At 61.5% G+C, this 22,517-nt stretch carries 22 protein-coding genes; 20 read left to right on the top strand and 2 right to left on the bottom strand.

The genetic code is table 11. The features are described from left to right. Window positions 1-3 precede the first annotated feature (3 nt). Window positions 4-357, top strand: coding sequence for a DUF6867 family protein (locus RLEG4DRAFT_RS28025; RefSeq protein WP_003581859.1), 354 nt, complete (start codon window positions 4-6; stop codon window positions 355-357). A gap of 120 nt (window positions 358-477) precedes the next feature. Then, entirely contained in the window at window positions 478-1,599 is a 1,122-nt protein-coding gene (locus tag RLEG4DRAFT_RS28020) for a branched-chain amino acid ABC transporter substrate-binding protein (protein ID WP_003581857.1), read from the top strand. 183 nt (window positions 1,600-1,782) lie between these two features. Here RLEG4DRAFT_RS28020 and RLEG4DRAFT_RS28015 read toward each other — a convergent pair whose 3' ends face one another. Continuing rightward, on the bottom strand, window positions 1,783-2,700 hold the full coding sequence (locus RLEG4DRAFT_RS28015; protein ID WP_003581855.1) for a response regulator transcription factor: 918 nt from the start codon (window positions 2,698-2,700) through the stop codon (window positions 1,783-1,785). Next, on the bottom strand, window positions 2,693-6,079 hold the full coding sequence (locus RLEG4DRAFT_RS28010) for a hybrid sensor histidine kinase/response regulator (protein ID WP_003581854.1): 3,387 nt from the start codon (window positions 6,077-6,079) through the stop codon (window positions 2,693-2,695). Before RLEG4DRAFT_RS28010 ends, RLEG4DRAFT_RS28015 begins: the two co-directional genes overlap by 8 nt. A gap of 178 nt (window positions 6,080-6,257) precedes the next feature. Here RLEG4DRAFT_RS28010 and RLEG4DRAFT_RS28005 point away from each other — a divergent pair, with 178 nt between their 5' ends. From RLEG4DRAFT_RS28005 to RLEG4DRAFT_RS27920, 18 genes are all read left to right on the top strand, one after another. Continuing rightward, window positions 6,258-8,159 (top strand): acid phosphatase, encoded by a 1,902-nt coding sequence (locus RLEG4DRAFT_RS28005; RefSeq protein ID WP_003581852.1) that lies wholly within the window; start codon window positions 6,258-6,260, stop codon window positions 8,157-8,159. Window positions 8,160-8,347: 188 nt separating this feature from the next. Further along, window positions 8,348-9,640, top strand: a complete 1,293-nt coding sequence (urtA, locus tag RLEG4DRAFT_RS28000; protein WP_003581851.1) for an urea ABC transporter substrate-binding protein — start codon at window positions 8,348-8,350, stop codon at window positions 9,638-9,640. Between the two features lie 114 nt (window positions 9,641-9,754). Then, window positions 9,755-11,392 (top strand): urea ABC transporter permease subunit UrtB, encoded by a 1,638-nt coding sequence (gene urtB, locus RLEG4DRAFT_RS27995; RefSeq protein ID WP_003581849.1) that lies wholly within the window; start codon window positions 9,755-9,757, stop codon window positions 11,390-11,392. Continuing rightward, a complete protein-coding gene (gene urtC, locus RLEG4DRAFT_RS27990; protein ID WP_003581847.1) occupies window positions 11,389-12,552 on the top strand; it encodes an urea ABC transporter permease subunit UrtC in 1,164 nt (387 codons plus the stop codon). The genes urtB and urtC overlap by 4 nt, the downstream gene beginning before the upstream one ends. Before the next feature lie 5 nt (window positions 12,553-12,557). Further along, a complete protein-coding gene (urtD, locus tag RLEG4DRAFT_RS27985; RefSeq protein ID WP_003581846.1) occupies window positions 12,558-13,313 on the top strand; it encodes an urea ABC transporter ATP-binding protein UrtD in 756 nt (251 codons plus the stop codon). Between the two features lie 76 nt (window positions 13,314-13,389). Further along, complete coding sequence (locus RLEG4DRAFT_RS27980) at window positions 13,390-13,908, top strand: hypothetical protein (RefSeq protein ID WP_003581845.1); 519 nt, start codon at window positions 13,390-13,392, stop codon at window positions 13,906-13,908. An 18-nt stretch (window positions 13,909-13,926) separates the two neighbouring features. After that, the gene (gene urtE, locus RLEG4DRAFT_RS27975; protein WP_003581844.1) at window positions 13,927-14,622 is read left to right on the top strand and encodes an urea ABC transporter ATP-binding subunit UrtE; all 696 of its coding nucleotides are present in this window, start codon (window positions 13,927-13,929) and stop codon (window positions 14,620-14,622) included. Window positions 14,623-14,773: 151 nt separating this feature from the next. Then, complete coding sequence (locus tag RLEG4DRAFT_RS27970; RefSeq protein WP_003581843.1) at window positions 14,774-15,595, top strand: urease accessory protein UreD; 822 nt, start codon at window positions 14,774-14,776, stop codon at window positions 15,593-15,595. Window positions 15,596-15,615: 20 nt separating this feature from the next. Then, entirely contained in the window at window positions 15,616-15,918 is a 303-nt protein-coding gene (locus RLEG4DRAFT_RS27965) for an urease subunit gamma (protein WP_003561955.1), read from the top strand. Window positions 15,919-15,928: 10 nt separating this feature from the next. After that, window positions 15,929-16,180 carry a DUF1272 domain-containing protein gene (locus tag RLEG4DRAFT_RS27960; RefSeq protein ID WP_003581842.1) on the top strand — a complete coding sequence of 84 codons (252 nt, stop codon included), beginning with the start codon at window positions 15,929-15,931 and terminating at the stop codon, window positions 16,178-16,180. 10 nt (window positions 16,181-16,190) lie between these two features. Continuing rightward, window positions 16,191-16,496: an urease subunit beta gene (locus tag RLEG4DRAFT_RS27955; protein ID WP_003542314.1), complete on the top strand. Its 306-nt coding sequence runs from the start codon at window positions 16,191-16,193 to the stop codon at window positions 16,494-16,496. Window positions 16,497-16,508: 12 nt separating this feature from the next. Continuing rightward, on the top strand, window positions 16,509-16,916 hold the full coding sequence (locus RLEG4DRAFT_RS27950) for a lysozyme inhibitor LprI family protein (RefSeq protein ID WP_003581840.1): 408 nt from the start codon (window positions 16,509-16,511) through the stop codon (window positions 16,914-16,916). A 16-nt stretch (window positions 16,917-16,932) separates the two neighbouring features. Beyond that, window positions 16,933-17,556 (top strand): Urease operon accessory protein, encoded by a 624-nt coding sequence (locus RLEG4DRAFT_RS27945; RefSeq protein ID WP_171898275.1) that lies wholly within the window; start codon window positions 16,933-16,935, stop codon window positions 17,554-17,556. Window positions 17,557-17,559: 3 nt separating this feature from the next. Continuing rightward, the gene (gene ureC, locus RLEG4DRAFT_RS27940; protein ID WP_003561946.1) at window positions 17,560-19,272 is read left to right on the top strand and encodes an urease subunit alpha; all 1,713 of its coding nucleotides are present in this window, start codon (window positions 17,560-17,562) and stop codon (window positions 19,270-19,272) included. Window positions 19,273-19,305: 33 nt separating this feature from the next. After that, window positions 19,306-19,977, top strand: coding sequence for a TIGR02117 family protein (locus RLEG4DRAFT_RS27935; RefSeq protein ID WP_003581835.1), 672 nt, complete (start codon window positions 19,306-19,308; stop codon window positions 19,975-19,977). Window positions 19,978-20,307: 330 nt separating this feature from the next. Then, window positions 20,308-21,156, top strand: a complete 849-nt coding sequence (locus RLEG4DRAFT_RS27930; RefSeq protein WP_003581834.1) for a GGDEF domain-containing protein — start codon at window positions 20,308-20,310, stop codon at window positions 21,154-21,156. An 87-nt stretch (window positions 21,157-21,243) separates the two neighbouring features. Then, window positions 21,244-21,840 (top strand): urease accessory protein UreE, encoded by a 597-nt coding sequence (locus tag RLEG4DRAFT_RS27925; RefSeq protein ID WP_003581833.1) that lies wholly within the window; start codon window positions 21,244-21,246, stop codon window positions 21,838-21,840. A gap of 5 nt (window positions 21,841-21,845) precedes the next feature. Beyond that, entirely contained in the window at window positions 21,846-22,517 is a 672-nt protein-coding gene (locus RLEG4DRAFT_RS27920; protein WP_003581832.1) for an urease accessory protein UreF, read from the top strand.

The following is a 22,517-nucleotide window of genomic DNA, read 5'->3' as shown; positions in this document are numbered from 1 at the left end:
GACATGCAGGGACTTTTCTTCGAAAGCGATGTCGGTGTTCGAGTTGTCATTCGCGCGATCGTCGTGCTGATCGGCTTCTGGACGGCCTGGCGCGCCGGCAAGGCGGTGGCTGAAGGCTGGAACAACTATCCGCTGGCCGTCGCCTACACCTTCCTGCTTGCCTGGGCGATGCAGTTCCTGCACCACGCCCTGTTCAATGGGCCGATGCTCAGTGGCCTCTACTACGGGATCGATTTCGTGACGCTGCTGGTCTTCTCGACCGCCGGCTTCCGCTTTCGCCGCACAAACCAGATGGTCAACAACTATTACTGGCTGTACGAAAAAACTTCCGCGTTTTCGTGGAAGGACAAACATTGACAGTCCGTTGAAACTAGGCATGAATTGCCTTCAGAGTGGAACAGCTTTCCTGGCGCAGTCAATGGTGGGTAGTGCGCTGGGCCTTGGACCGGAACCCGCCCAAAAATTGGGAGTAACAATATGAAGAAGTCTCTTCTGTCGGCAGTGGCTCTGACGGCGATGGTCGCCTTCAGCGGCAACGCATGGGCCGACGTCCTCATCGCTGTCGCTGGTCCGCTGACTGGCCCGAACGCCGCGTTCGGCGCTCAGCTCCAGAAGGGCGCCGAGCAGGCGGCCGCCGACATCAACGCTGCTGGCGGCATGAATGGCGAGCAGATCAAGCTCGAGCTCGGCGACGACGTCTCCGACCCGAAGCAGGGCATTTCGGTTGCCAACAAGTTCGTTGCAGATGGCGTCAAGTTCGTCATCGGCCACTTCAACTCGGGCGTTTCAATCCCGGCTTCTGAAGTCTATGCCGAAAACGGCATCCTCGAAATCACCCCGGCCGCTACGAACCCGAAGTTTACGGAACGGGGCCTCTGGAACACGTTCCGTACCTGCGGCCGTGACGACCAGCAGGGCGCCATCGCCGGCAAGTATCTTGCCGATCACTTCAAGGACGCCAAGATCGCCGTCGTTCACGACAAGACCCCTTACGGTCAGGGTCTTGCTGACGAAACCAAGAAGGCGATGAATGCCGCCGGCCTGACGGAAGTCATGTATGAAGGCATCAACGTCGGCGACAAGGACTTCTCGGCCCTCATCGCCAAGATGAAGGAAGCCGGCGTCTCGATCATCTATTGGGGCGGTCTGCATACCGAAGCTGGTCTGATCATCCGCCAGGCGGCCGACCAGGGCCTGAAGGCAACGCTGGTTTCGGGCGATGGTATCGTTTCGAACGAACTGGCCTCGATCGCCGGTGACGCTGTCGCCGGGACCCTGAACACCTTCGGCCCCGATCCGACGCTGAACCCGGCCAACAAGGAACTCGTCGAAAAGTTCAAGGCAGCTGGTTTCAACCCGGAAGCCTACACGCTTTATTCTTACGCTGCGATGCAGGCGATCGTCGGTGCCGCCAAGGCAGCCGGTTCAGTGGATCCTGAAGCCGTTGCTACGGCCATGAAGGAAAAGGGTCCGTTCCCGACGGTTCTCGGCGACATTTCGTTCGACGAAAAGGGCGACCCGAAGATCCCCGGCTACATCATGTACGAATGGAAGAAGGGCGCGGACGGCAAGTACACCTACGTCCCGCAGGGCATGTAAGTTTGACTTCCCTTTTTGGGACATGAGATTGAAGCCCGGTTTCGACCGGGCTTCTTTGTTTTGCGGAGGTACAATTTCCGTCCGTGGCGGTGCCAACTATCTGCTGTCGACGGATTCGTTGCCGGCCGTCGCGAAGGATCCCCGGCAACTTCGGTGGCGGCGGCGATACCGTGCCGACCGCCATCACATCTCGTGCAGCACATGCGTCGCCTTTACCGCGGCTGACGCCCGGTTCTCGACGCCGAGCTTGACGTAGATCTGTTCCAGGTGCTTGTTCACGGTGCGCGCCGACAGTCCCAGTATTTCGCCGATGTCGCGGTTGGCCTTGCCCTTGGAGATCCAGAGCAACACTTCGGATTCGCGCTGGGTAAGCGAGAAGCGCTGGCGCAGCATCTCGTCGTCGCTGCGCTGATTGGCGGCGGTGAGGCGAAAGAGATATTCGTCCGGGCCGATCGCGCCGAGAAAAGCGAGCCGCAGCGCCGCCTGGCCGGCATGAGCGATCGAAATGATGCCGTCGCGCACTGCGGCTGCGCGCTCGCGCATCCAGCCGGCGATATGGCGGACGACGATTTCCATGCCGTCGTCGCTGCCCATGGCGGCATTGACCAGCCGCGTTGCTTGCGGCGTCGACCAGTGGATGGCGCCATCGCCCTTGACCGCCAGTAGATGGCGGCCGGCAGCGTCGAGCGCGACGCGGGCGCTTTGCGCCGAGCGGGCATTGCGCAGATGGACGCGGATGCGGGCGCGCAATTCGTCGATATTGATCGGCTTGGCGAGATAATCGACGCCGCCGGATTCCAGCGCGTGCACGACATGCTCGGTCTCGGTCAGGCCGGTCATGAAGATGACAGGCACCTGTGCCACCGCGGCATTGGCCTTCAGTCTGCGGCAGGTTTCGAAGCCATCCATGGCGGGCATGACGGCGTCGAGCAGGATCAGATCAGGTGTGATGCGCTCGACGATACCAAGCGCCGCCGTGCCCGATGTCGCGATCAGCACGGAAAAGCCGGATTGTTCGAGCGCGTCTGTGAGGAAGCCGAGCGCTTCGGGCGAATCGTCGACGAGCAGAACGATGTCACGGGGGAGGGCCGACTCAGCCAATGGATTCCACCTTTTCGTCGAAGTCGTGCAGGAAGGTCATGAAGCCGGCAAGATCGAAGGCGGCGACATAGGTATAGAGTTTCTCGGTGAATGGCTTATTTGCCTCCACCTTGGCAAGGTCGGAAAGCTTGGCTTCGATGCCTCTGATATAACCGATCTCGCCGAGCCGCAGCAATTCCTGCACATGGGCGGCACCTGGGCTCAGCATCGGCGCTTCGGTCTTGACAGGAACGGCTGCTACTGCGTCGGCATAGATCCAATTCAGGCCGAGATGCAAAGCGAGCTTGTCGCGGAGCTGGCGGATGTCGACCGGCTTACCGATCGCGTCATTGTGGCTGTCGTCACTGTCGCCGAGAACCGCTGCATCACCGATATTGGCCGAAAGCATCAGCACCGGCGCCGTCTGCCCGGCTTCGCGTAGGCGCGAGACGAGTTGCCAGCCGTTCATGCCGGGCATCAGGATATCGACAAGGAAGAGGTCCGGTATAATTCCCTCGATCAGCGTCAGGCATTCGGCGCCACCTGCCGCCGTCAGCACGATGAAATCGAGCGGCGCCAGGATTTCGCGCATCATCTCGCGATGGTCTTCGTTATCGTCGACGACAACGATGGTGCGGCGCGGGTCATCGTAACCGACGATGCGTTTCTCCTGCGGTGCGGCAGCCACGGCGCGCATGACGGCCGACAGCATGAGACGGACGCGGAAGGTCGAGCCCTCGTCCTTGACGCTCGAAACCAAAATCTCGCCGCCGAGCGTGTTTGTCAGAAGCCGGGTGATGGTCAGGCCAAGACCGAGGCCCGGCATTGGCCTCACGCTTTCCGCCTCGCCGCGCTGGAAAGGTTCATAGATCCGGGGCAGGTCTTTCTCCGTGATGCCGCGGCCGGTATCGGCAATGGTGAAGGTCGCGACCTGGCTACGATAGCCGACGTCGAAGGTGACGCTGCCTTCGTCGGTGAATTTGATGGCATTGGAGAGTAGGTTGACGAGGATCTGGCGCAGCCGCTTTTCGTCGGTGCGGACGAATTGCGGCAAGGCCGGCGAGCGCTGATGGATGAAGGCCAGCCCCTTCGCCTGCGCCTGCGGGCGGAACATATCGACGATCTGGTCAAGGAAATCCTGGATGTTGATCTCGTTGGAATAGACCTGCAGGCGGCCGGCCTCGATCTTGGAAATATCGAGCAGGCCGTCGATCAGCCCCGAGAGGTGTTCGGCGCTGCGGCGGATGACCTTGATCGAGGATTGGCGCGGCGGCGGGATGGTCTCGTCGCGCTCAAGGATCTGGGCATAACCGAGCACGGCGTTGAGTGGCGTGCGCAGTTCGTGGCTGAGACCGACGACATAGCGGCTCTTGGCGCGATTGGCTGCCTCGGCCGTCTCCTTGGCGTTCTGCAAGGCGGTGTCGGTCTTCTTGTGGGCGGCGATCTCTTTCAGCAGCAGGGTGTTCTGGCGCGACGATTCCTCCTCGGCCACGACGCGGCTGTCATGGGCGAGCACATAGAACCAGCAGACAACGCCTGAAATCACCGAGAAGACGAAGAAGACGATGAGAATGGTGCGGTTGACGACCTCGGCTGTCTCGGGCGAGGCGGCGGCGACCTGATGGGCGATCATCGCCAGGATCGCGCCGATGGCGGTCAAGGCCAGCACGACGGCGATGCCATAGCGGCCAAGGCGCGTCGTCAGCTTCCCCAGAATGGCGTCAGGCAGCAGCACCTTGGCGACGGTGCCGACCTGCGCATTGAAGCTGGCGGCCGGCTTGCACATGTCGTGGCAACGGCTGTCGAGCGAACAGCAGAGCGAGCAGATCGGCGCAGCATAGGCCGGGCACCAGGCCATATCCTCCGGCTCGAACGGGTGTTCACAGACCGAGCAAGTGATGTCCGTCAGGTTCTTCCAGCTGTGGCGCGGCTTGCGGGCGAGATAGAATTTGCCTTTTGTCGCCCAGGCGATGACAGGCGAGGCGACCAGGGCGATGACCAGGGTGATATAAGGGGCGAGCGAGGCGGCGATCTCGCCGAAGGCGCCGAAATGAGCAATCAGCGAGACGGTCGCCGACAGCGTCATGGCCCCGAGACCGACCGGGTTGATGTCGTAGAGATGTGCGCGCTTGAACTCGATGCCGGGCGGAGCGAGCCCCAGCGGCTTGTTGATGAAGAGATCGGCGGAGATCGTGCAGAGCCAGGCCATGGCGATGATCGAGAAGATGCCGAGCGTCTCCTCCAGCAGCCGGTAGATGCCGAGCTCCATCAAAAGTAGGGCGATCGCGACGTTGAAGACCAGCCAGATGACGCGGCCGGGATGGCTGTGGGTCAGTCGCGAGAAAAAGTTCGACCAGGCGAGCGAGCCGGCATAGGCATTCATCACGTTGATCTTCAGCTGCGAAACGACGACGAAAGCAGCCATCAACAGCAGCGCCGCATCGTGCCAAGGGACCATGTAGCCGAAAGCGGTCAGATACATCTGCGCCGGATCGGCGGCGCGATCCACCGGCACGCCAGAGGTGAAGGTCAGCACGACGAGAAAGGAACCAGCAAGCAGCTTCGGCGCGCCGATGACGACCCAGCCGGGTCCCGCGAGGAAGACAGCGAGGCGATGGCGCCACTTGCGCCGCGGCTCCGGCGGCAGGAAACGCAGGAAGTCGGCCTGTTCGCCGATCTGCGACATCAGCGCCAGGATCACGGCAGAGGCGGCGCCGAACTCTACCAGATCGAAATCGGCGATGGTGCCGGGCGGGCCGGAAGCATGGCGGATGCCGGCAAAGGCGCGCCAGAGATCGAATTTTTCCCAGTCCAAACAGGCGATGAATATGAAGGGCAGGATATTCAGCACGATCCAGAAGGGCTGGGTCAACAGCTGGAACTTGCTGATCAGCCGCACGCCATGCGTCACCAGCGGGATCACCATGACGGCGCTGAGAATGTAGCCGATCCACAGCGGGATGCCGAGGGTGAGCTCGAGCGCCCCGGACATGATCGAGGCCTCGATCGCAAACAGCATGAAGGTGAAGCTCGCATAGATCAGCGAGGTGATGGTCGAGCCTATATAGCCGAAGCCGGCGCCGCGCGTCAGAAGGTCGATGTCGACGCCGTGGCGGATGGCGTAGCGGCTGATCGGCAGGCCGATCGCCAGCATGGCGATCGAGGCGACTATAATGGCATAGAAGGCGTTGGTGGTGCCGTAGGAGAGGGTGATCGCGCCGCCGATCGCCTCAAGCGCCAGGAAGGAGATCGCGCCGATCGCCGTCTGCGAGATGCGCTGGGAGGAGAAGTGGCGGGCGCTCTTTGCGGTGAAGCGCAACGCATAATCTTCCAGCGTCTGGTTGGCGACCCAGCGATTATATTCGCGTCTCACCGGAATGATGCGTTGGCGCGCTGCCATGTCTTCCTTCCGGCATTCCGGTTGGCCTCATCGTCTCGAAACAGTTTTGGCGGGATGGGCGAGAAAGGCAAGGGCGGAGCACTGGCAGATTCACGGAACCGCCATATTTTTGAAGCCGGTCTGTCACACAAGCCCTCTAACTCTCCCGCCGTTCGTTCAATCATTTCAGGTATCACCCATGTCTGTTTCAAGCCTTTTCCGCCTGAGCACCGCCCTCGTCTGCCTTGTTTCGATCGTGCCTTCGCTTGCCGGCGCCGAGCAGGTGACAGTGGCGAAGGCGCCTTATGTCGAGACCGGAAACACCAATAAGCGCGGTGACGCCTGCTTCTCGACGGTGGACACCAACGCCGCCGTTCATCTTCTTTCCGGCTTCCTCGAAGTCTGGACTCCGCGAACGCCCTTCGTCGATGCGGGCGTCGAAGCCCCGGCCAAGGACAATTGCCCGGCGGTCGCCAAGACGGATTGGGACGGCATTCCTTCCAGCAAAACCGACGGCCATATCGTCAACCAGGCCGTCCACGATGCAAACATCGCCTATGTCGTCAACGCGACGCGGGCGCGGACCGCCGATCAGGCCGTGGCCGCCTATCTCGACGATCGGCGCGGCAAGAATGCCAGCATCGTCGACGGCCTCGGTCCGTTGACGCCTACCTGGAAGGCCGGCTCCAAACAGACCACCACGATCACCGAGGTGGCGGCCGATGCGACGACGGTCAAATATGACGACAAGGGCAACAATCGCGGCGCCGGCAGCAAGCCGGACACGGAAAACAAGACCGAAGCAAACCCGGACATGGGTCTTGCAATCGACTTCATCAACGCTGCAAGCGGTGACGGCTCGACGGAGCCAGCCAAGCGTTATTTTAAATATGGCCGTCCGTACCGCTGGAGCCAGGATGTGTCGGTTGTTCCGACCCTGGAGCCTGCCAAGAGCGGCAAGCCGGTCGAGGATGGTGGCTTCCCGAGCGGTCATACGGCGGAAGCCTGGCGGGATGCACTTGCCATGGCCTACCTCGTGCCGCAGCGCTTTCAGGAAATGATCACGCGCGCCAGCGAACTGGGCGAAGACCGTATTCTTTCCGGCATGCATTCTCCTCTCGACGTAATGGGCGGCCGCATGCTCGGCACCGCGACGGTGGTCTATAATCTGAACAAGGCCGACAACTCAGCGCTGAAGAGCAATGCTTACGCCCAGGCGCAGTCATGGCTCATCGCCAAATCCGCCGTTGCCGATGCGAGTGCGCTCGAAGTCGCTGCGCATGCGGCGCCGATCGCGGCGGACCGCTTTGCCGATCATGACGCCAATCGCGCTTACGTACTGCAGCGCCTGAGCTACGGCCTGCCGACGATCCATGCGACCGACCAGCCGGCTCGCGTGCCGCAGGGCGCCGAAGCGCTTCTCGAAACGCGTCTGCCCTATCTCGACGGCGCGCAGCGCCGCGAGGTGTTGAAGACGACAGAGATCGCCTCTGGCTATCCGCTCATTGACGATGCGGGTTACGGCCGTCTCAACCTGTTTGCCGCCGCCGACGGCTACGGTGCCTTCGATCAGGATGTGACCGTGACGATGGATGCGGCAAAGGGCGGCTTCAATGCGATCGATAGTTGGCGCAACGACATCGGCGGCAAGGGCAGGCTCGTGAAGGGCGGCAGCGGCATTCTCGGGCTTTCCGGCGCCAACAGCTATGCCGGCGGCACCGCGCTGGACGAGGGCGCGCTGGTGGCCGGCTCGCCCTCCGCCTTCGGCACCGGCGGGCTAACGATCAATGGCGGTTCGCTGGTTGTGGCGGCCAACAAACCTCTGACCGTGGGCGGCGATTATCAGCAGTCCGCCAAGGCCGCGGCGAAGCTGACAATCGGCGCGAACGGTGCAGGCACGCTGTCCGTCGGAGGCGAGGCGGCGTTGGCCGGCGATCTCGAAGTGACGCTTGCCGATGGCTATGCCCCGGCGCCCGGAACGAAGATCGAGATCCTGAAGGCTGGCGCCCTTTCCGGCACCTTCGGCAAGGTCACCGTTTCCGGCCACAAGGCCAGCCTCTCCTACGGTCCGACGGCGGTCACTTTGACGATCGACGGCTAATTTCCGTCTCCGAACCAGGAGGGGCATCTTGAGCTGCGGAGATGCCCTTTCCTTCCCCCGGTCCGTTTGCCCCTGCGCCTACGTCATTTTGCGTATGTGTTTTTGCGTTGCAGCACCCGATAGTCCCCTCGGCAACAGTTAAATTCCGTTTCCGGCCTGTTGCGGAACAAGAAGAGGGGCTCAAACAGATGAATTTCAGATCCACGATCACCGGCGCTGCGCTCGGCGCCGTCATGGCGGCATCGGCCGCCTTTCAGGGCGCGGTGGCCGCCGACGACACGATCAAAGTCGGCGTATTGCATTCGCTCTCCGGCACGATGGCGATTTCAGAAACCACGCTGAAAGACGCCATGCTGATGCTCATCGACGAGCAGAACAAGAAGGGCGGCCTTCTCGGCAAGAAGCTTGAGGCCGTCGTCGTCGATCCGGCTTCCGACTGGCCGCTGTTTGCCGAAAAGGCACGCGAGCTGATCGAAAAGGACAAGGTCGCCGCCGTATTCGGCTGCTGGACCTCGTCCTCGCGCAAATCCGTCCTGCCGGTATTCGAAGAGCTGAATTCGCTGCTCTTCTATCCCGTGCAGTATGAAGGCGAAGAATCCTCGCGCAACATCTTCTACACCGGGGCGGCTCCGAACCAGCAGGCAATTCCGGCCGTCGACTATCTGATGGAAAAAGAAGGCGTCAAGCGCTTCGTGCTCGAAGGTACCGACTATGTCTATCCGCGCACGACCAACAAGATTCTCGAGGCATACCTGATTTCGAAGGGTATTCCGAAAGAAGACATCATGACCAACTACACGCCGTTCGGCTTCTCCGACTGGCAGACCGAAGTTTCCAAGATCAAGGAATTCGGTTCGGCCGGCAAGAAGACCGCCGTCGTCTCGACGATCAACGGAGATGCCAACGTTCCGTTCTACAAGGAACTGGGCAACAAGGGCATCAAGGCAACCGACATCCCCGTCGTCGCCTTCTCGGTCGGCGAAGAAGAACTTGCCGGTCTCGATACCAAGCCGCTCGTTGGCCATCTCGCTGCCTGGAACTACTTCGAATCTGTCGAAAGCCCGGCCAACAAGAAGTTCATCAAGGACTGGCATGCCTACACCAAGAACGACAAGCGTGTAACCAACGACCCGATGGAAGCTGCCTATATCGGCTTCAACGCATGGGTTAAGGCCGTCCAGGCTGCCGGCACGACCGATACCGACAAGGTTCTCGACTCGATCATCGGCGTCAGCGTTCCGAACCTCTCCGGCGGTTATGCGACTGTCATGCCGAACCACCACATCACCAAGCCGGTGCTGATCGGTGAAATCCAGGCCAATGGCCAGTTCGAAATCGTCCAGCAGACGCCCGCCGTCGTCGGCGACGAATGGTCGGATTACCTGCCGGACTCCAAGGATCTGATCTCCGATTGGCGCAAGCCCATGTCTTGCGGCAACTTCAACGTTGCAACCGGCAAGTGCGGCGGCAAGGGTTCCTGATAGACCCTTCGAACTATCGATGCCGAGTGACTTCCGTCCGGGTTTGATCCCGGGCGGAAGCTCCGTCCCAGCGATTGCGCCGTAAGGCCAACGATATCAAGGGCGAGAAAGCCGATGTGTCGCGCCATAAAGATTTTCCTGATCACGCTCTGCCTGGCATTTTCTGGCCTAACAATTTCAAGTCTGTCATTGTCGGGCGAAGTTCGGGCCGAGGACGATATCCATGTCCTTATCGATGCGCTCGGCGTCGGCGATTTCCCGGAACGCGAAGCGGCCATCAAGGCGCTGGTCGCCTCCAAAGACCCGCATGTCAGCCAGATCCTGCAGCAGCTGAGCGGCGGCCTTCTCTACGTCAACTCCGATGGCGGTCCGGTTCTCCTCCAGGGCGGTACCGATGACGAACCGACCTATTCCGATCCGATCACCGGCGAAGCGGCTGCCGATGTCGATCCGGATCTGATGACCAAGGTCAAGATCAACAACGCGCTTCGCGGCGTCATCAGCGCCGCCAACAGCCAGTTGACGCTGATGAGCCCGGACCGTTCCGCGCGGCTCGCCGCGGCGCAGGGGCTGCTGAAAGACGCCGATCCCGCCAATCTCGAGCTGCTGAATTCGGCACTTGCGGCCGAAAAGGATGCGGAGATCAAGAATACGATGGAAGCGGCGCGAGCCGTGCTGCTCTTGAAGACGGATGCGAGCGTCGAAGACAAGAAGGCTGCAATCGATACGATCGCGGCTCGCGGCAATCGCGATGCGCTGACCATTCTGACGACGACACTCGAAACCGCGCCCGAGGATTTGAAGCCGGCGATCCAGGCCGATATCAGTTCCATCAATCGCAGCCTGGCGCTGTGGGACGTCGCCCAGAACGTCTGGTACGGCCTGTCCCTCGGCTCGGTGCTGCTGCTTGCGGCGATCGGCCTTGCCATCACCTTCGGCGTCATGGGCGTCATCAACATGGCGCATGGCGAAATGGTGATGATCGGAGCCTATACGACATATGTCGTGCAGGAGTACATCACCTCGGCCTTTCCCTCGCTCGCTGATTATTCGCTGGCCTTCGCGGTGCCGGCCGCCTTCGTCTTTACCGGTTTCGTCGGTCTGGTCATCGAACGCGCCGTCATCCGCTATCTCTATGGCCGGCCGCTGGAAACCCTGCTCGCCACCTGGGGCGTATCGCTGATCCTGCAGCAGGCAATCCGCAGCTATTTCGGCCCGACCAACCGCGAAGTGCGCAATCCGAGCTGGATGTCCGGCGTCTTCGATCTCGGCGGTCTCGCCATCACCTGGAACCGGCTCTGGATCATCGTCTTCTCCATGGTCGTGTTTCTGACGCTGCTCATGCTTTTGAAACGCTCCGCCTTCGGTCTGCAGATGCGCGCCGTCACGCAGAACCGGCGCATGGCCTCCTCGATGGGTATCCGCACCGGCTGGGTCGATGCCTTCACCTTCGCGCTCGGTTCCGGCATTGCCGGCATTGCCGGCGTGGCGCTCAGCCAGATTGACAACGTCTCGCCGAACCTCGGTCAGAACTACATCATCGACAGCTTCATGGTCGTGGTGTTCGGCGGTGTCGGCAATCTCTGGGGCACGCTGGTCGGTGCTTTGTCGCTCGGTGTCGTCAACAAGTTCCTCGAGCCCTTCGCCGGCGCCGTGCTTGGCAAGATCCTGGTGCTCGTCCTCATCATTCTCTTCATCCAGAAGCGCCCCCGCGGGCTCTTCGCACTCAAAGGAAGGGCAGTGGAAGCATGATTACGGCCTTCCTTCTCCGGTCTCTCGATCGCAAGATCGTCATTGCAATCGCCCTCTTGCTTCTGGTCGCCGTTCTTGTGCCGGTTCTGAACCTGATGACGGGGCCGACCAACCCGCTGCATATCCCGACTTACATCATGTCGCTGTTTGGCAAATATCTGACCTATGCGCTATTGGCGCTTGCGCTCGATCTCGTCTGGGGCTTCTGCGGCATCCTCTCGCTCGGCCACGGCGCCTTCTTCGCGCTCGGCGGTTATGCGATGGGCATGTATCTGATGCGCCAGATCGGCACCCGCGGCAGCTATGGCGACCCAATCCTGCCTGACTTCATGGTGTTCCTGAACTGGAAGGATCTGCCCTGGTTCTGGTACGGCTTCAACCACTTCTGGTTTGCGGCGCTGATGGTTCTCGTCGTGCCCGGGCTGCTTGCCTTCGTTTTCGGCTGGTTCGCCTTCCGCTCACGCGTCAACGGTGTCTATCTCTCGATCATTACCCAGGCGATGACCTACGCGCTGCTGCTCGCCTTCTTCCGCAACGACATGGGTTTTGGCGGTAATAACGGCCTTACCGATTTCAAGGACATTATCGGCTTCAACGTCCAGGCCGACGGCACGCGTGCAGCCCTCTTTGCGGCAACCGCGATCTTGCTGGCGCTGTCGCTGCTGCTTGCCTCGGCGATCGTGCGCTCGAAGTTCGGCAAGGTGCTGGTCGGTGTACGTGATGCCGAAAGCCGCACGCGCTTCCTCGGTTACCGCGTTGAGCATTTCAAACTTTTCACCTTCGTCGTCTCGGCGATGATGGCGGGAATTGCCGGGGCGCTTTATGTGCCGCAGGTCGGCATCATCAATCCCGGCGAATTCGCCCCTGCCAACTCAATCGAAGTCGTCATCTGGACGGCGGTCGGCGGGCGCGCGACGCTGATCGGGCCGATCATCGGTGCGATCCTCGTCAACGGCGGCAAGACTGTTTTCACCGGCCTCTTCCCTGAGTTCTGGCTGTTTGCGCTTGGCGGCCTCTTCGTCGCCGTCACGCTGTTCCTGCCGAAGGGCGTCGTCGGCACGGTCGCCCAATATCTCGGCAAGCGGAAGGCCGTCTCCAAGGCTGCCCCGCCGGCCGTGCTGGGAGACGATATCGAGCCGAAAATCCAGGCAGCGGAGTGAACACGATGATTCCCGACGTCAAACCCACCAGCGTGCTTTATCTCAACGGCGTCTCGGTTTCCTTCGACGGCTTCAAGGCGCTGAATTCGCTGTCGATCGTCATCGAGCCCGGCGAGCTTCGCGCCATCATCGGCCCGAACGGCGCCGGCAAGACGACGATGATGGATATCATCACCGGCAAGACCAGGCCCGATGAGGGCGAGGTGTTCTTCAACGGCACGGTTGACCTCACCAAGAAGGACGAGGCCGACATTGCCCAGCTCGGCATCGGCCGCAAATTCCAGAAGCCCACGGTCTTCGAAAGCCATACGGTCTGGGACAATCTGGAGCTGGCGCTGAGCCGCCGCCGCGGCGTGTTTTCGACGCTGTTCTATCGGCTTTCGGGCGAGGACAAGACCCGTATCGAGGAAATCCTCGATACAGTGCGGCTGACGCACCGCCGCGACGAATTCGCCGCCAACCTCTCGCACGGGCAGAAGCAGTGGCTGGAGATCGGTATGCTCCTGGCGCAGGAGCCAAAACTTCTGCTCGTCGACGAACCGGTGGCCGGCATGACGGATGCGGAGACGGCGGAAACGGCGATCCTGCTCAAGGATATCGCCAGGACCCGGTCGGTTGTCGTCGTCGAGCACGACATGGGCTTCATCCGCGACCTCGGAGTCAAGGTCACATGCCTTGCGGAGGGCTCGGTGCTGGCGGAAGGTTCGATCGACTTTGTCAGTTCCGATCCCAAGGTGATCGAGAACTATCTCGGACGGTGATCAATGCAACTTATAGGCTTGAACCTGACAAAAGAAAACGTTCTAAAACGGACGGGGTTTATTGTGGGGTTTCATCATGGCTTTTCTCGGTATTCTGGTCGCGGCGATCAGCGGCGCGGTCATCTGGTATTGGCGTTTGAAAATGGTGCGTGAGGCGGGGAACGAGATCATCGATTCCGTCGAGCGCATGCGGGGCGCCTTGAGGCGCGGAAAGCTTCGCAAGCAGGCGGAAGTAGCGCCGCTGGCCTCGATCGCCGATCCGGCGATTGCGGCGGTGGCCTTCTTCTTCTGCCTTGCCAAGGAGAAGCCGATGTATGTCGACGCTGCGAAGGAGGTCGTGCGCAGCCGCATGAAAGGCATCATCCGGCCGGGTGACATGGAAGAGGTGCTGGTTTTCGGCGAGTGGGCGTCCAAGAACGTCACCAGTCCCGAAGACCCGATCCGCCGGTTCCGGGATCTCTGGCTAAAGGCGCTCGACATGCAAGAGCGTCAACAACTGATCGGCATTGCCGAGGACGTGGCCACGGCCGGCGGCGAAAGAACGAAAGAACAGGAGCACGCCTTGCAGACGCTGAGGCGCACACTGATGAACTGATGGGGAATGGGTGAACGGATGCTGACAGTCGAAAACGCAAATCTGCATTATGGCGCCGCCCAGGCGCTGCGCGGCATCTCGATCAAAGCCGAGATGGGCAAGATCACCTGCGTGCTGGGGCGCAATGGCGTCGGCAAGAGTTCGCTTCTGCGTGCCGTGACCGGCCAGCATCCGCTGTCGGCCGGCACCGTCACCTTCAACGATACCAGGCTGAATGGCCTGCCGCCCTTTGCTCGCGCCAAGCAGGGCATCGGCTATGTGCCGCAGGGGCGCGAAATTTTCCCGCTGCTGACGGTCAAGGAAAATCTCGAAACCGGCTTTGCCCCGCTTGGCCGCCGAGACCGCAACATACCCGACGACATCTTCAGTCTCTTCCCGGTGCTGAAGTCGATGCTGTCGCGCCGCGGCGGCGATCTTTCCGGCGGGCAGCAACAGCAGCTGGCGATCGGGCGCGCCATGGTGACGCGCCCCAGGATTCTCGTGCTCGACGAGCCGACCGAGGGTATTCAGCCGTCGATCATCAAGGATATCGGCCGGGCGATCCGGTATCTGCGCGATTCCACCGGCATGGCGATCCTGCTCGTCGAACAATATCTGGATTTCTGCCGCGAGCTTGCCGACTACGTCTACATCATGGATCGTGGCGAGATCGTGCATGAGGGCCTTGCCGAAACCCTGGATACGCCGGAGGCCCGCCGCCATCTGACTGTCTGACCGGCAAATGCTGCATTTTTCAGCAAGGGGTGTCACACGTCGCAAGTCTCGCGCGTCGGCTTCGAGCATCCCTGGACGGCATGGGAATTGCTTGCCTTCCGTTATCCGTGCGATTGCATGGAGAAACGGTGGCACGACCGAAAGGCATCATATGACGATTGCGGCGGCGAGCACGAGACCGCAAAGAGCGGAGGGGCGCGGGCATCTGGCGGCAAAGCTGCTCGATGGCCGCACGCGTCTCCGTGAACTCTATCAGGAGGGTGCGGCGAAGATCCGCCTGCCCGATACTTTCGATGCGTCGATGGAAGCCGTGATCATCAACACCGCAGGCGGGCTGACCGGCGGCGACCGGATGGACTGGAGCGTCGTTGCCGGCGCCGGCACGAAGATCGACGTCACCACCCAGGCTTGCGAGAAGATCTACAAGGCGTCGGCCGGGACCGCCGAGGTGACGACCCGCATTGAAGTCGGAGCGGGAGCGCGCGTCGACTGGCTGCCGCAGGAAACCATCCTCTTCGACCGCGCTTCACTTTTTCGCCGCCTCGATGTCGATCTCGACGAGGGTGCCGACTTTCTGGCGGTCGAAGCGGTGCTGCTCGGCCGCAAGGCGATGGGCGAGACGGTGGAGACGGGGCTTTTCCGCGACCGTTGGCGCATCCGCCGCTCGGGTCGACTGATCCATGCGGAGGAACTGAGGCTTTCCGAAGGAGTGGCGGCGCTGGCGGCGCGGCAGGCGGTGCTTGGCGGACAGGTGGCTTTTGCAACGCTGCTTTATGCCGGGCCGCTTTCGGAAGCCTATCTCGGCAAAGTGCGGCCGCTCGTCGAAGGTTCGATGGGCGGTGCCAGCGCCTGGGACGGCAAACTCGTCGTTCGCCTTGCGGCAGCAGACGGCTTCTCACTCAGAAAAAGCCTGATCCCGGTCATTTCCGCCTTGCGCAATGGTGCGCCCGTGCCGAAAGTCTGGAATCTATGAGTTCAATAAGCAGGTAGATGATGAACCTCACTCCGAGAGAAAAAGACAAGCTTCTGATATCCATGGCGGCGATGGTGGCGCGGCGGCGGCTGGAGCGCGGCGTCAAGCTGAACTATCCCGAAGCGATCGCGCTCATCAGCGATTTCGTCGTCGAAGGCGCCCGCGACGGCCGCCCGGTTGCCGAGCTGATGGAGGCCGGCGCCCATGTGATCGGCCGCGATCAGGTGATGGAAGGCATTGCCGAGATGATCCACGACGTGCAGGTGGAGGCGACGTTCCCCGATGGAACCAAGCTCGTCACCGTGCACGAACCGATCCGGTGAGGAGACAGGAATGCTCGAGCTCAGGCCCAATTGCGAATGCTGCGACCGGGATTTGCCGCCGGATAGCGCCGAGGCGCGGATCTGTACCTATGAATGCACTTTCTGCGCCGATTGCGTCGACGGCGTGTTGAAGGGTGTCTGCCCGAACTGCGGCGGCAATCTCGTCGCGAGACCCGTCCGGCCGGCTGATATGCTCGCCAAAAATCCGGCATCGACGAAACGTGTGCTGAAGGCAGAGGGCTGCGCGCCCAAGGCGGCTTAAGGAGAACAAGATGATTCCGGGCGAAATCATTGCCGCGAGCGGCGACATCGAACTGAATGCCGGCGCGCCGACGGTGACGCTGGAAGTTTCCAATACCGGCGACCGGCCGGTGCAGGTCGGCAGCCACTATCATTTCGCCGAGACCAATGCCGGGCTTTCCTTCGACCGCGCAGCGGCGCATGGCAAGCGGCTCGATATTCCGGCTGGAACGGCCGTACGCTTCGAGCCCGGACAGACGCGCTCAGTGACGCTGATCCCGCTTTCCGGCAAGCGCGAGGTTTATGGCTTCCGTCAGCTGGTGATGGGCAAGCTTTAACGGGAGAGATGCATGCGTTTGAACATCTCCCTCATCGGGGCGGCCATGCTGATGACGGCAGGTGGCGCCTGCGCTCAGGATATCGATTGCCAGAATCCCAAGACGCAAGCGGATATGACCTCTTGCGAGGCGGCGCGCCACGATACCGCCGACAAGGCTTTGAATGCGCAATACAAGAAGACCCGTGCGGCTCTTGCGGCGGTCGACAAGGACCTGGATGGCGACATGAAGGGCGCGGAGCAAGCGCTGGTCAAGGCGCAACGCGCCTGGATCGATTATCGCGACGCCGAGTGCGACGCCTTCGGCTTCCAGGCCCGCGGCGGCACGATGGAGCCGATGCTGGTCGCCGGGTGCCTCGCCAACATCACCGACAAACGCACCAAAGAGCTGAAAGAGCTCGAAGACACGATGAGCAACTAAGGTGATCAGAAAGATCGTGATCGTCGGCAATGGTGAAATCGCGGAGGCAGAGGCAGGCATCATCGATGCGGCCGATTTCGTCATCCGCTTCAACGATTGCCGCTCCTATGGCGCCGGCGGCAGTCGTACGCATGCGGTTGCGGTTTGCAATACCGGCCGGCCGGCAAAGGCGATGCTCGGTTCGCAAGATTGGCGGACCCATCCTGGCGTCGTCTCGGCTGGTGAAATCTGGAGCGTGCGCGATCCGGAAAAATTTGCCGCGATGGGGGCGCCGCTTGCCGTCTCGCATCCGGAATTGGACGATTTCTGCGACGACTACACGGACGCGTTCAGTGCCTTCTGCGCTAATGCCGGCAAGACGCATGTCGTCATCGACAAGTCGATCCACGAGGCGGTCGATGCCTCGCTTTCGGCCTTTGCGCCGGCCCCTTATGTTGTGCCGAGCAGTGGCATGATCGTCATTGCCGAGGTGCTGAACAACTATCCCGAGGCCGAGGTGACGCTTGCCGGCTTCGGTCACGCCGGCTGGGAATGGCACCCGTTTGCAGCCGAAAGACAGCTTGTCGATAGCTATATTGCCGCCGGCCGCCTTAGGCGGCTCGGCGGAAAAACGCTAGTCTCTTCCTCCTACGGAGCCTGATGGATGCCCTATAAGATCTCTCGCGCCGCCTATGCCGGCATGTTCGGACCGACCACCGGCGACAAGGTGCGCCTTGCCGATACGGAGCTCTTCATCGAGATCGAGAAGGATTTCACCACCTATGGCGAGGAAGTGAAATTCGGCGGCGGCAAGGTGATCCGTGATGGCATGGGTCAGAGCCAGGTGACGCGGGCGGATGGTGCGGTCGATACCGTCATCACCAATGCCGTGATCGTCGATCACTCCGGCATCTACAAGGCCGATATCGGGCTCAAGGATGGGCGTATCGTCGCCATCGGCAAAGCGGGCAATCCCGATATGCAGCCGGGCGTCAATATCATCGTCGGCCCGGGCACGGAGGCGATTGCCGCTGAAGGCAAGATCGTCACAGCCGGCGGCATGGACAGCCATATCCACTTCATCGCGCCGCAGCAGATCGAGGAAGCGCTGATGTCGGGCATGACCTGCATGCTCGGCGGCGGCACCGGACCGGCGCACGGCACGCTTGCCACCACCTGCACGCCCGGTCCCTGGCATCTCGCGCGCATGATCGAGGCAGCCGACGCCTTCCCGATGAACCTCGCCTTTGCCGGTAAGGGCAATGCCTCGCTGCCGGGGGCGCTGACCGAGATGGTGCTCGCCGGCGCCACCTCGCTGAAGCTGCACGAGGATTGGGGCACGACGCCGGGCGCCATCGACTGCTGCCTGTCGGTCGCCGACGAATATGACGTGCAGGTGATGATCCACACCGATACGCTGAACGAAAGCGGCTTTGTCGAGGATACGATCGGCGCCATCAAGGGCCGCACCATCCATGCCTTCCATACGGAAGGGGCGGGCGGCGGGCACGCGCCGGATATTATCAAGATCTGCGGCCAGCCGAACGTCATTCCGTCGTCGACCAATCCGACGCGGCCCTATACGGTGAATACCATTGCCGAGCATCTCGACATGCTGATGGTCTGCCATCACCTGTCGCCGTCGATCCCCGAGGATATCGCTTTTGCCGAAAGCCGGATCCGCAAAGAGACGATTGCCGCCGAAGACATCCTCCACGATATCGGCGCCTTCTCGATCATATCCTCCGACAGCCAGGCCATGGGCCGGGTCGGCGAGGTGGCGATCCGCACCTGGCAGACGGCCGACAAGATGAAGCGCCAGCGCGGCCGGCTGAAGGAGGAAAAGGGTGACAATGACAATTTCCGCGTCCGCCGCTATATCGCCAAATATACGATCAATCCGGCGATTGCCCATGGCCTCAGCCGTGAGATCGGCTCGGTCGAAGTCGGCAAACGCGCCGACCTCGTCTTGTGGAATCCGGCCTTCTTCGGCGTGAAGCCCGACATGGTGCTGCTCGGCGGCTCGATCGCCGCCGCGCCGATGGGCGATCCGAACGCCTCGATCCCGACGCCGCAGCCGGTGCACTACCGGCCGATGTTCGCCTCCTACGGCAAGAGCCTCACCAATTCCTCCGTGACTTTCGTCAGCCAGGCTTCGCTCGATGCCGGGCTGAAGGGCCGGCTCGGCGTCGCCAAGGAACTGGTGGCGGTGAAGAATACGCGCGGCGGCATCTCCAAGGCATCGATGATCCACAACGACCTGACGCCCGAGATCGAGGTCGACCCGGAGACCTATGAAGTCAGGGCGAACGGCGAATTGCTGACCTGCGAGCCGGCGACGGTGCTGCCGATGGCGCAGCGCTATTTCCTGTTTTAGGCCGGTTCGTCCCATGCGTCACTGGTGGCTCCAATGAGGACAGGTATCCGCTGGCTCTTGCGGGTCCTCGTTCTGCTTGTGCTTTCGGTGACGTGCGGAACCTTCATTCCCCGGCCGCTGATTGCCCCGGTCGAGGCGTCGCCTGCAATAACGAAGCATCGAATTCTGCTGTTGTCGGGACCAATCCATACCGATATTGCCATTCCGCTCGACGAGGAAACGCGGGCGGCCTTTTCCTTCCTCGAAGGCCCTGATTTTCCGCTCGGCCATCCGAATGCGGAATGGCTCATCGTCGGCTGGGGCGGACGTTCTTTTTATTTGGAAACCCCTACGTGGGGGGAGCTGAAGCCGCTGCCGGTGCTGCGGGCGCTGACGATCGACCGCTCGGTGATGCATGTGGATCTGGCCGGCCATATCACCGAGCCGCAGCCCTCTGTTGCGGCATTCGATATTGGCGACGATCAATTGGCGCGGCTGCGCAAATTTATCTCGGACAGCTTCGTTCGCGACGCGGGCGTGGTGCTGCCGATCCCGGATGCCGGCTACGGCGAGATCGACCGGTTCTTCGAGGCCAGGGGATATTTCAACGCCCTCTTCGGCTGCAACACCTGGACGGCCGCTGCGCTCCGCACGGCGGGGCTTCGAACCGGCTTATGGAACCCGTTCCCACAATCATTGCGATTGTCTCTGAGTGTCTACAATTGAACCAGCCGTGGGCCGCCCCGCTCGTGCACTGAATTGTGAACGACACTCTCCATCCGGTTGTAAAAATCAGTGGAAAAGCCGGCATTTTCTACAGCTAGACCATTCTGGAACACCCCTCCCGAGCAGTCTGGTAAAGCTGTTTTAAATCAATGACCTAATTGTCTCAGCATGCTGTCCGATTCAGGGATTGGGATGCTGCATCTCCTGCTAGAAAAAATCTGTCAATCGAATCGTCGGAAACCGTTCGAATTTTAACGAGTCGATTAAGACACCCGCAGCAATTGGGCTCCTATCAATGCGTTGAAACGCCGGGCAGGAAGGTCGATTCTCATGAGAAACTGGATGTCGCTGCAGGCCGATTTCGGCAATTTTCAATATCGCAGGAATGTCTATCTCTTTGCGTTGAAGATGAGCTTTCTTGCAGTCATTCTCTCCGGCGTCATCATGGCGCTGACGATCCCGCCGCTCGGCTTTTTCGGATTGCTGCCGGTAACACTCGCGCATGCGATCGGCTTCGGCGCCATTTTTTCCTGGCTCGTCGGCGGGACGGTTTCCGGCATGCTGTCGCTGGCTGCCGGTTTTGCTCTGCATGAATTGACGCTTTCGCGGGCGGAGTTCGAAAAGCTCAGCCGCACGGACACACTTTCTGGCCTGTTGAACCGGCGCGCCTTCACCGAGGCGCTCGAGACCACCGAGGGCAATGCCTCGCTCGTCATATTCGATGTCGACCGCTTCAAAGCGATCAACGATCGCTTCGGGCATGCCTGCGGCGATGCCGTCATCACCGCGGTCTCGGCCATGCTCACATCCGCCTTCGATGAGATGTCCGTCGTCGCACGGCTGGGTGGGGAGGAGTTCGGCGTCATTGTCTCCGGTGAGCCGCTGGAGGCGCGGATGGAGCGCATCGAAGGGGTTCAGGCCCGGATCGCAAGCGGTGCCATTATTGCCGAAGGTCACCATATCCGTATCACCGTTTCCGGCGGTGTTGCCGATCTCGCTGCCGGGCGCAACAAGCAGGCGGTTTATGCTTCGGCAGACCGGGCGCTCTATCTCGCCAAGGCGCTCGGGCGCAATCGCGTCGTACACGAGCGGGAAGGCCTGCATCACGCCTGGCACGGGCTCGACGCCAAGAGCAGGGAATCTGAGAGCGACAATGTGATGCAGGCTTACGGAATATAAAAACCGGGCCTTCAGCGAAAGATTATTGGTGCTTGCATCGGGAAGGGCTATTTTGCATGGTCGTCGTCTCAGCAAAACGGACACATCATGCAGCGCGTCACATCCTATCTCCCCGCCGAAACCCCTTCCTCCCATCCGACCGCCCAGGTCAAGCTGCCGCATGACCTGCGCCACCTGCGCCGCAAGCTGCTGCATCTGGAAAATGGCGAGATGGTCATGCTCGATCTCAAGGATCCGGTGCTTTTCGCCAATGGCGACCTGCTGGTGCGCGACGACGGCGAATTGATCGAGATCCTCGCAGCCGATGAGAAGCTCTTCGAAATTCGCGGCCGCGACCGCACACATCTGGTCGAGCTTGCCTGGCATCTCGGCAACCGTCATCTCGCGGCGCAGATCGAGGAAGACCGCATCGTCATCCTGCGCGATCACGTCATCCGCACCATGCTGCAGGGGCTCGGCGCCACCGTCCTCGATATTGACGAGCCCTTCCAGCCGGCGCGCGGAGCCTATCATTCGCCTGGCGGGCATGCGCACGACCACGGACATGCGGCTCATGACCACGGGCACGACCATGATCATGATCACGATCATGGACACAAACATGACCACGGCCACGAGCATGTGCATGGGCCGGGATGCAACCATGACCATGACCACGGGCATCACGACCACAAGCACGACTGAGCTCGATGACTGGGGACCCTGAGTTGCAGGCATTGCTGCGCCTGACGGCATGGCTCTCGCCGGCCTTTCCGATCGGCAGCTTTGCCTATTCGGGTGGGCTGGAGCGGGCGGTGGCCGACGGGCTGGTGACGGATGCGGCCTCGCTTGCCGCCTGGATCGGCACGCTGATCAGCCATGGTTCGGTCTGGAACGATGCCGTGTTTCTGGTTGAAAGTCACAGATGCCAAGCAGAGCCCGCGCGCGTTGCCGAGGTTGCCGCACTTGCCGAGGCCCTTGCCGGATCGCGCGAGCGCCACCAGGAAACCCTGCTGCTCGGCGAGGCCTTCCTGGCGGCCGCGCGGGCCTGGCCGGACGGCGTGTTCGAGAGGCTGCCTGACAAGGTTGCCTATCCCATTGCGGTCGGAGCGGTGACCGGTGCGCACGGCATAGGGCCTGAAAAGGCGCTCGCCGCCTTTCTGCATGCTTATGCCTCGCAAGCGGTGTCGTCAGGCATCCGTCTCGGCGTCGCCGGCCAGAAAGACGGTGTTGCCGTGCTTGCCGGCCTGGAACAGCGCCTCCTAGAGGTCGCCCGGCGGGCGGCGACCTCGACGCTCGACGATCTGGGCTCGGCGACGGTGCAGGCCGATATTGCCAGCCTGCGCCATGAAACGCAGGCGACCCGGCTGTTCCGATCGTGA

Source organism: Rhizobium leguminosarum bv. trifolii WSM2297 (assembly GCF_000271845.1).
This window is presented reverse-complemented; position numbering and strand designations above follow the sequence as displayed.

What these genes read in the sequence shown, in the direction of transcription:
- RLEG4DRAFT_RS28005 (WP_003581852.1), top strand. Translation starts at nt 6,258, where the DNA reads ATGTCTGTTTCAAGCCTTTTCCGCCTGAGCACCGCCCTCGTCTGCCTT.
- RLEG4DRAFT_RS28025 (WP_003581859.1), top strand. Translation starts at nt 4, where the DNA reads ATGCAGGGACTTTTCTTCGAAAGCGATGTCGGTGTTCGAGTTGTCATT.
- ureC (WP_003561946.1), top strand. Translation starts at nt 17,560, where the DNA reads ATGCCCTATAAGATCTCTCGCGCCGCCTATGCCGGCATGTTCGGACCG.
- RLEG4DRAFT_RS27965 (WP_003561955.1), top strand. Translation starts at nt 15,616, where the DNA reads ATGAACCTCACTCCGAGAGAAAAAGACAAGCTTCTGATATCCATGGCG.
- urtE (WP_003581844.1), top strand. Translation starts at nt 13,927, where the DNA reads ATGCTGACAGTCGAAAACGCAAATCTGCATTATGGCGCCGCCCAGGCG.
- RLEG4DRAFT_RS27960 (WP_003581842.1), top strand. Translation starts at nt 15,929, where the DNA reads ATGCTCGAGCTCAGGCCCAATTGCGAATGCTGCGACCGGGATTTGCCG.
- RLEG4DRAFT_RS27980 (WP_003581845.1), top strand. Translation starts at nt 13,390, where the DNA reads ATGGCTTTTCTCGGTATTCTGGTCGCGGCGATCAGCGGCGCGGTCATC.
- urtA (WP_003581851.1), top strand. Translation starts at nt 8,348, where the DNA reads ATGAATTTCAGATCCACGATCACCGGCGCTGCGCTCGGCGCCGTCATG.
- RLEG4DRAFT_RS27970 (WP_003581843.1), top strand. Translation starts at nt 14,774, where the DNA reads ATGACGATTGCGGCGGCGAGCACGAGACCGCAAAGAGCGGAGGGGCGC.
- urtC (WP_003581847.1), top strand. Translation starts at nt 11,389, where the DNA reads ATGATTACGGCCTTCCTTCTCCGGTCTCTCGATCGCAAGATCGTCATT.
- RLEG4DRAFT_RS27950 (WP_003581840.1), top strand. Translation starts at nt 16,509, where the DNA reads ATGCGTTTGAACATCTCCCTCATCGGGGCGGCCATGCTGATGACGGCA.
- RLEG4DRAFT_RS27925 (WP_003581833.1), top strand. Translation starts at nt 21,244, where the DNA reads ATGCAGCGCGTCACATCCTATCTCCCCGCCGAAACCCCTTCCTCCCAT.
- RLEG4DRAFT_RS27935 (WP_003581835.1), top strand. Translation starts at nt 19,306, where the DNA reads ATGAGGACAGGTATCCGCTGGCTCTTGCGGGTCCTCGTTCTGCTTGTG.
- urtB (WP_003581849.1), top strand. Translation starts at nt 9,755, where the DNA reads ATGTGTCGCGCCATAAAGATTTTCCTGATCACGCTCTGCCTGGCATTT.
- RLEG4DRAFT_RS27920 (WP_003581832.1), top strand. Translation starts at nt 21,846, where the DNA reads ATGACTGGGGACCCTGAGTTGCAGGCATTGCTGCGCCTGACGGCATGG.
- RLEG4DRAFT_RS28010 (WP_003581854.1), bottom strand. Translation starts at nt 6,079, where the DNA reads ATGGCAGCGCGCCAACGCATCATTCCGGTGAGACGCGAATATAATCGC.
- urtD (WP_003581846.1), top strand. Translation starts at nt 12,558, where the DNA reads ATGATTCCCGACGTCAAACCCACCAGCGTGCTTTATCTCAACGGCGTC.
- RLEG4DRAFT_RS27955 (WP_003542314.1), top strand. Translation starts at nt 16,191, where the DNA reads ATGATTCCGGGCGAAATCATTGCCGCGAGCGGCGACATCGAACTGAAT.
- RLEG4DRAFT_RS28020 (WP_003581857.1), top strand. Translation starts at nt 478, where the DNA reads ATGAAGAAGTCTCTTCTGTCGGCAGTGGCTCTGACGGCGATGGTCGCC.
- RLEG4DRAFT_RS27930 (WP_003581834.1), top strand. Translation starts at nt 20,308, where the DNA reads ATGAGAAACTGGATGTCGCTGCAGGCCGATTTCGGCAATTTTCAATAT.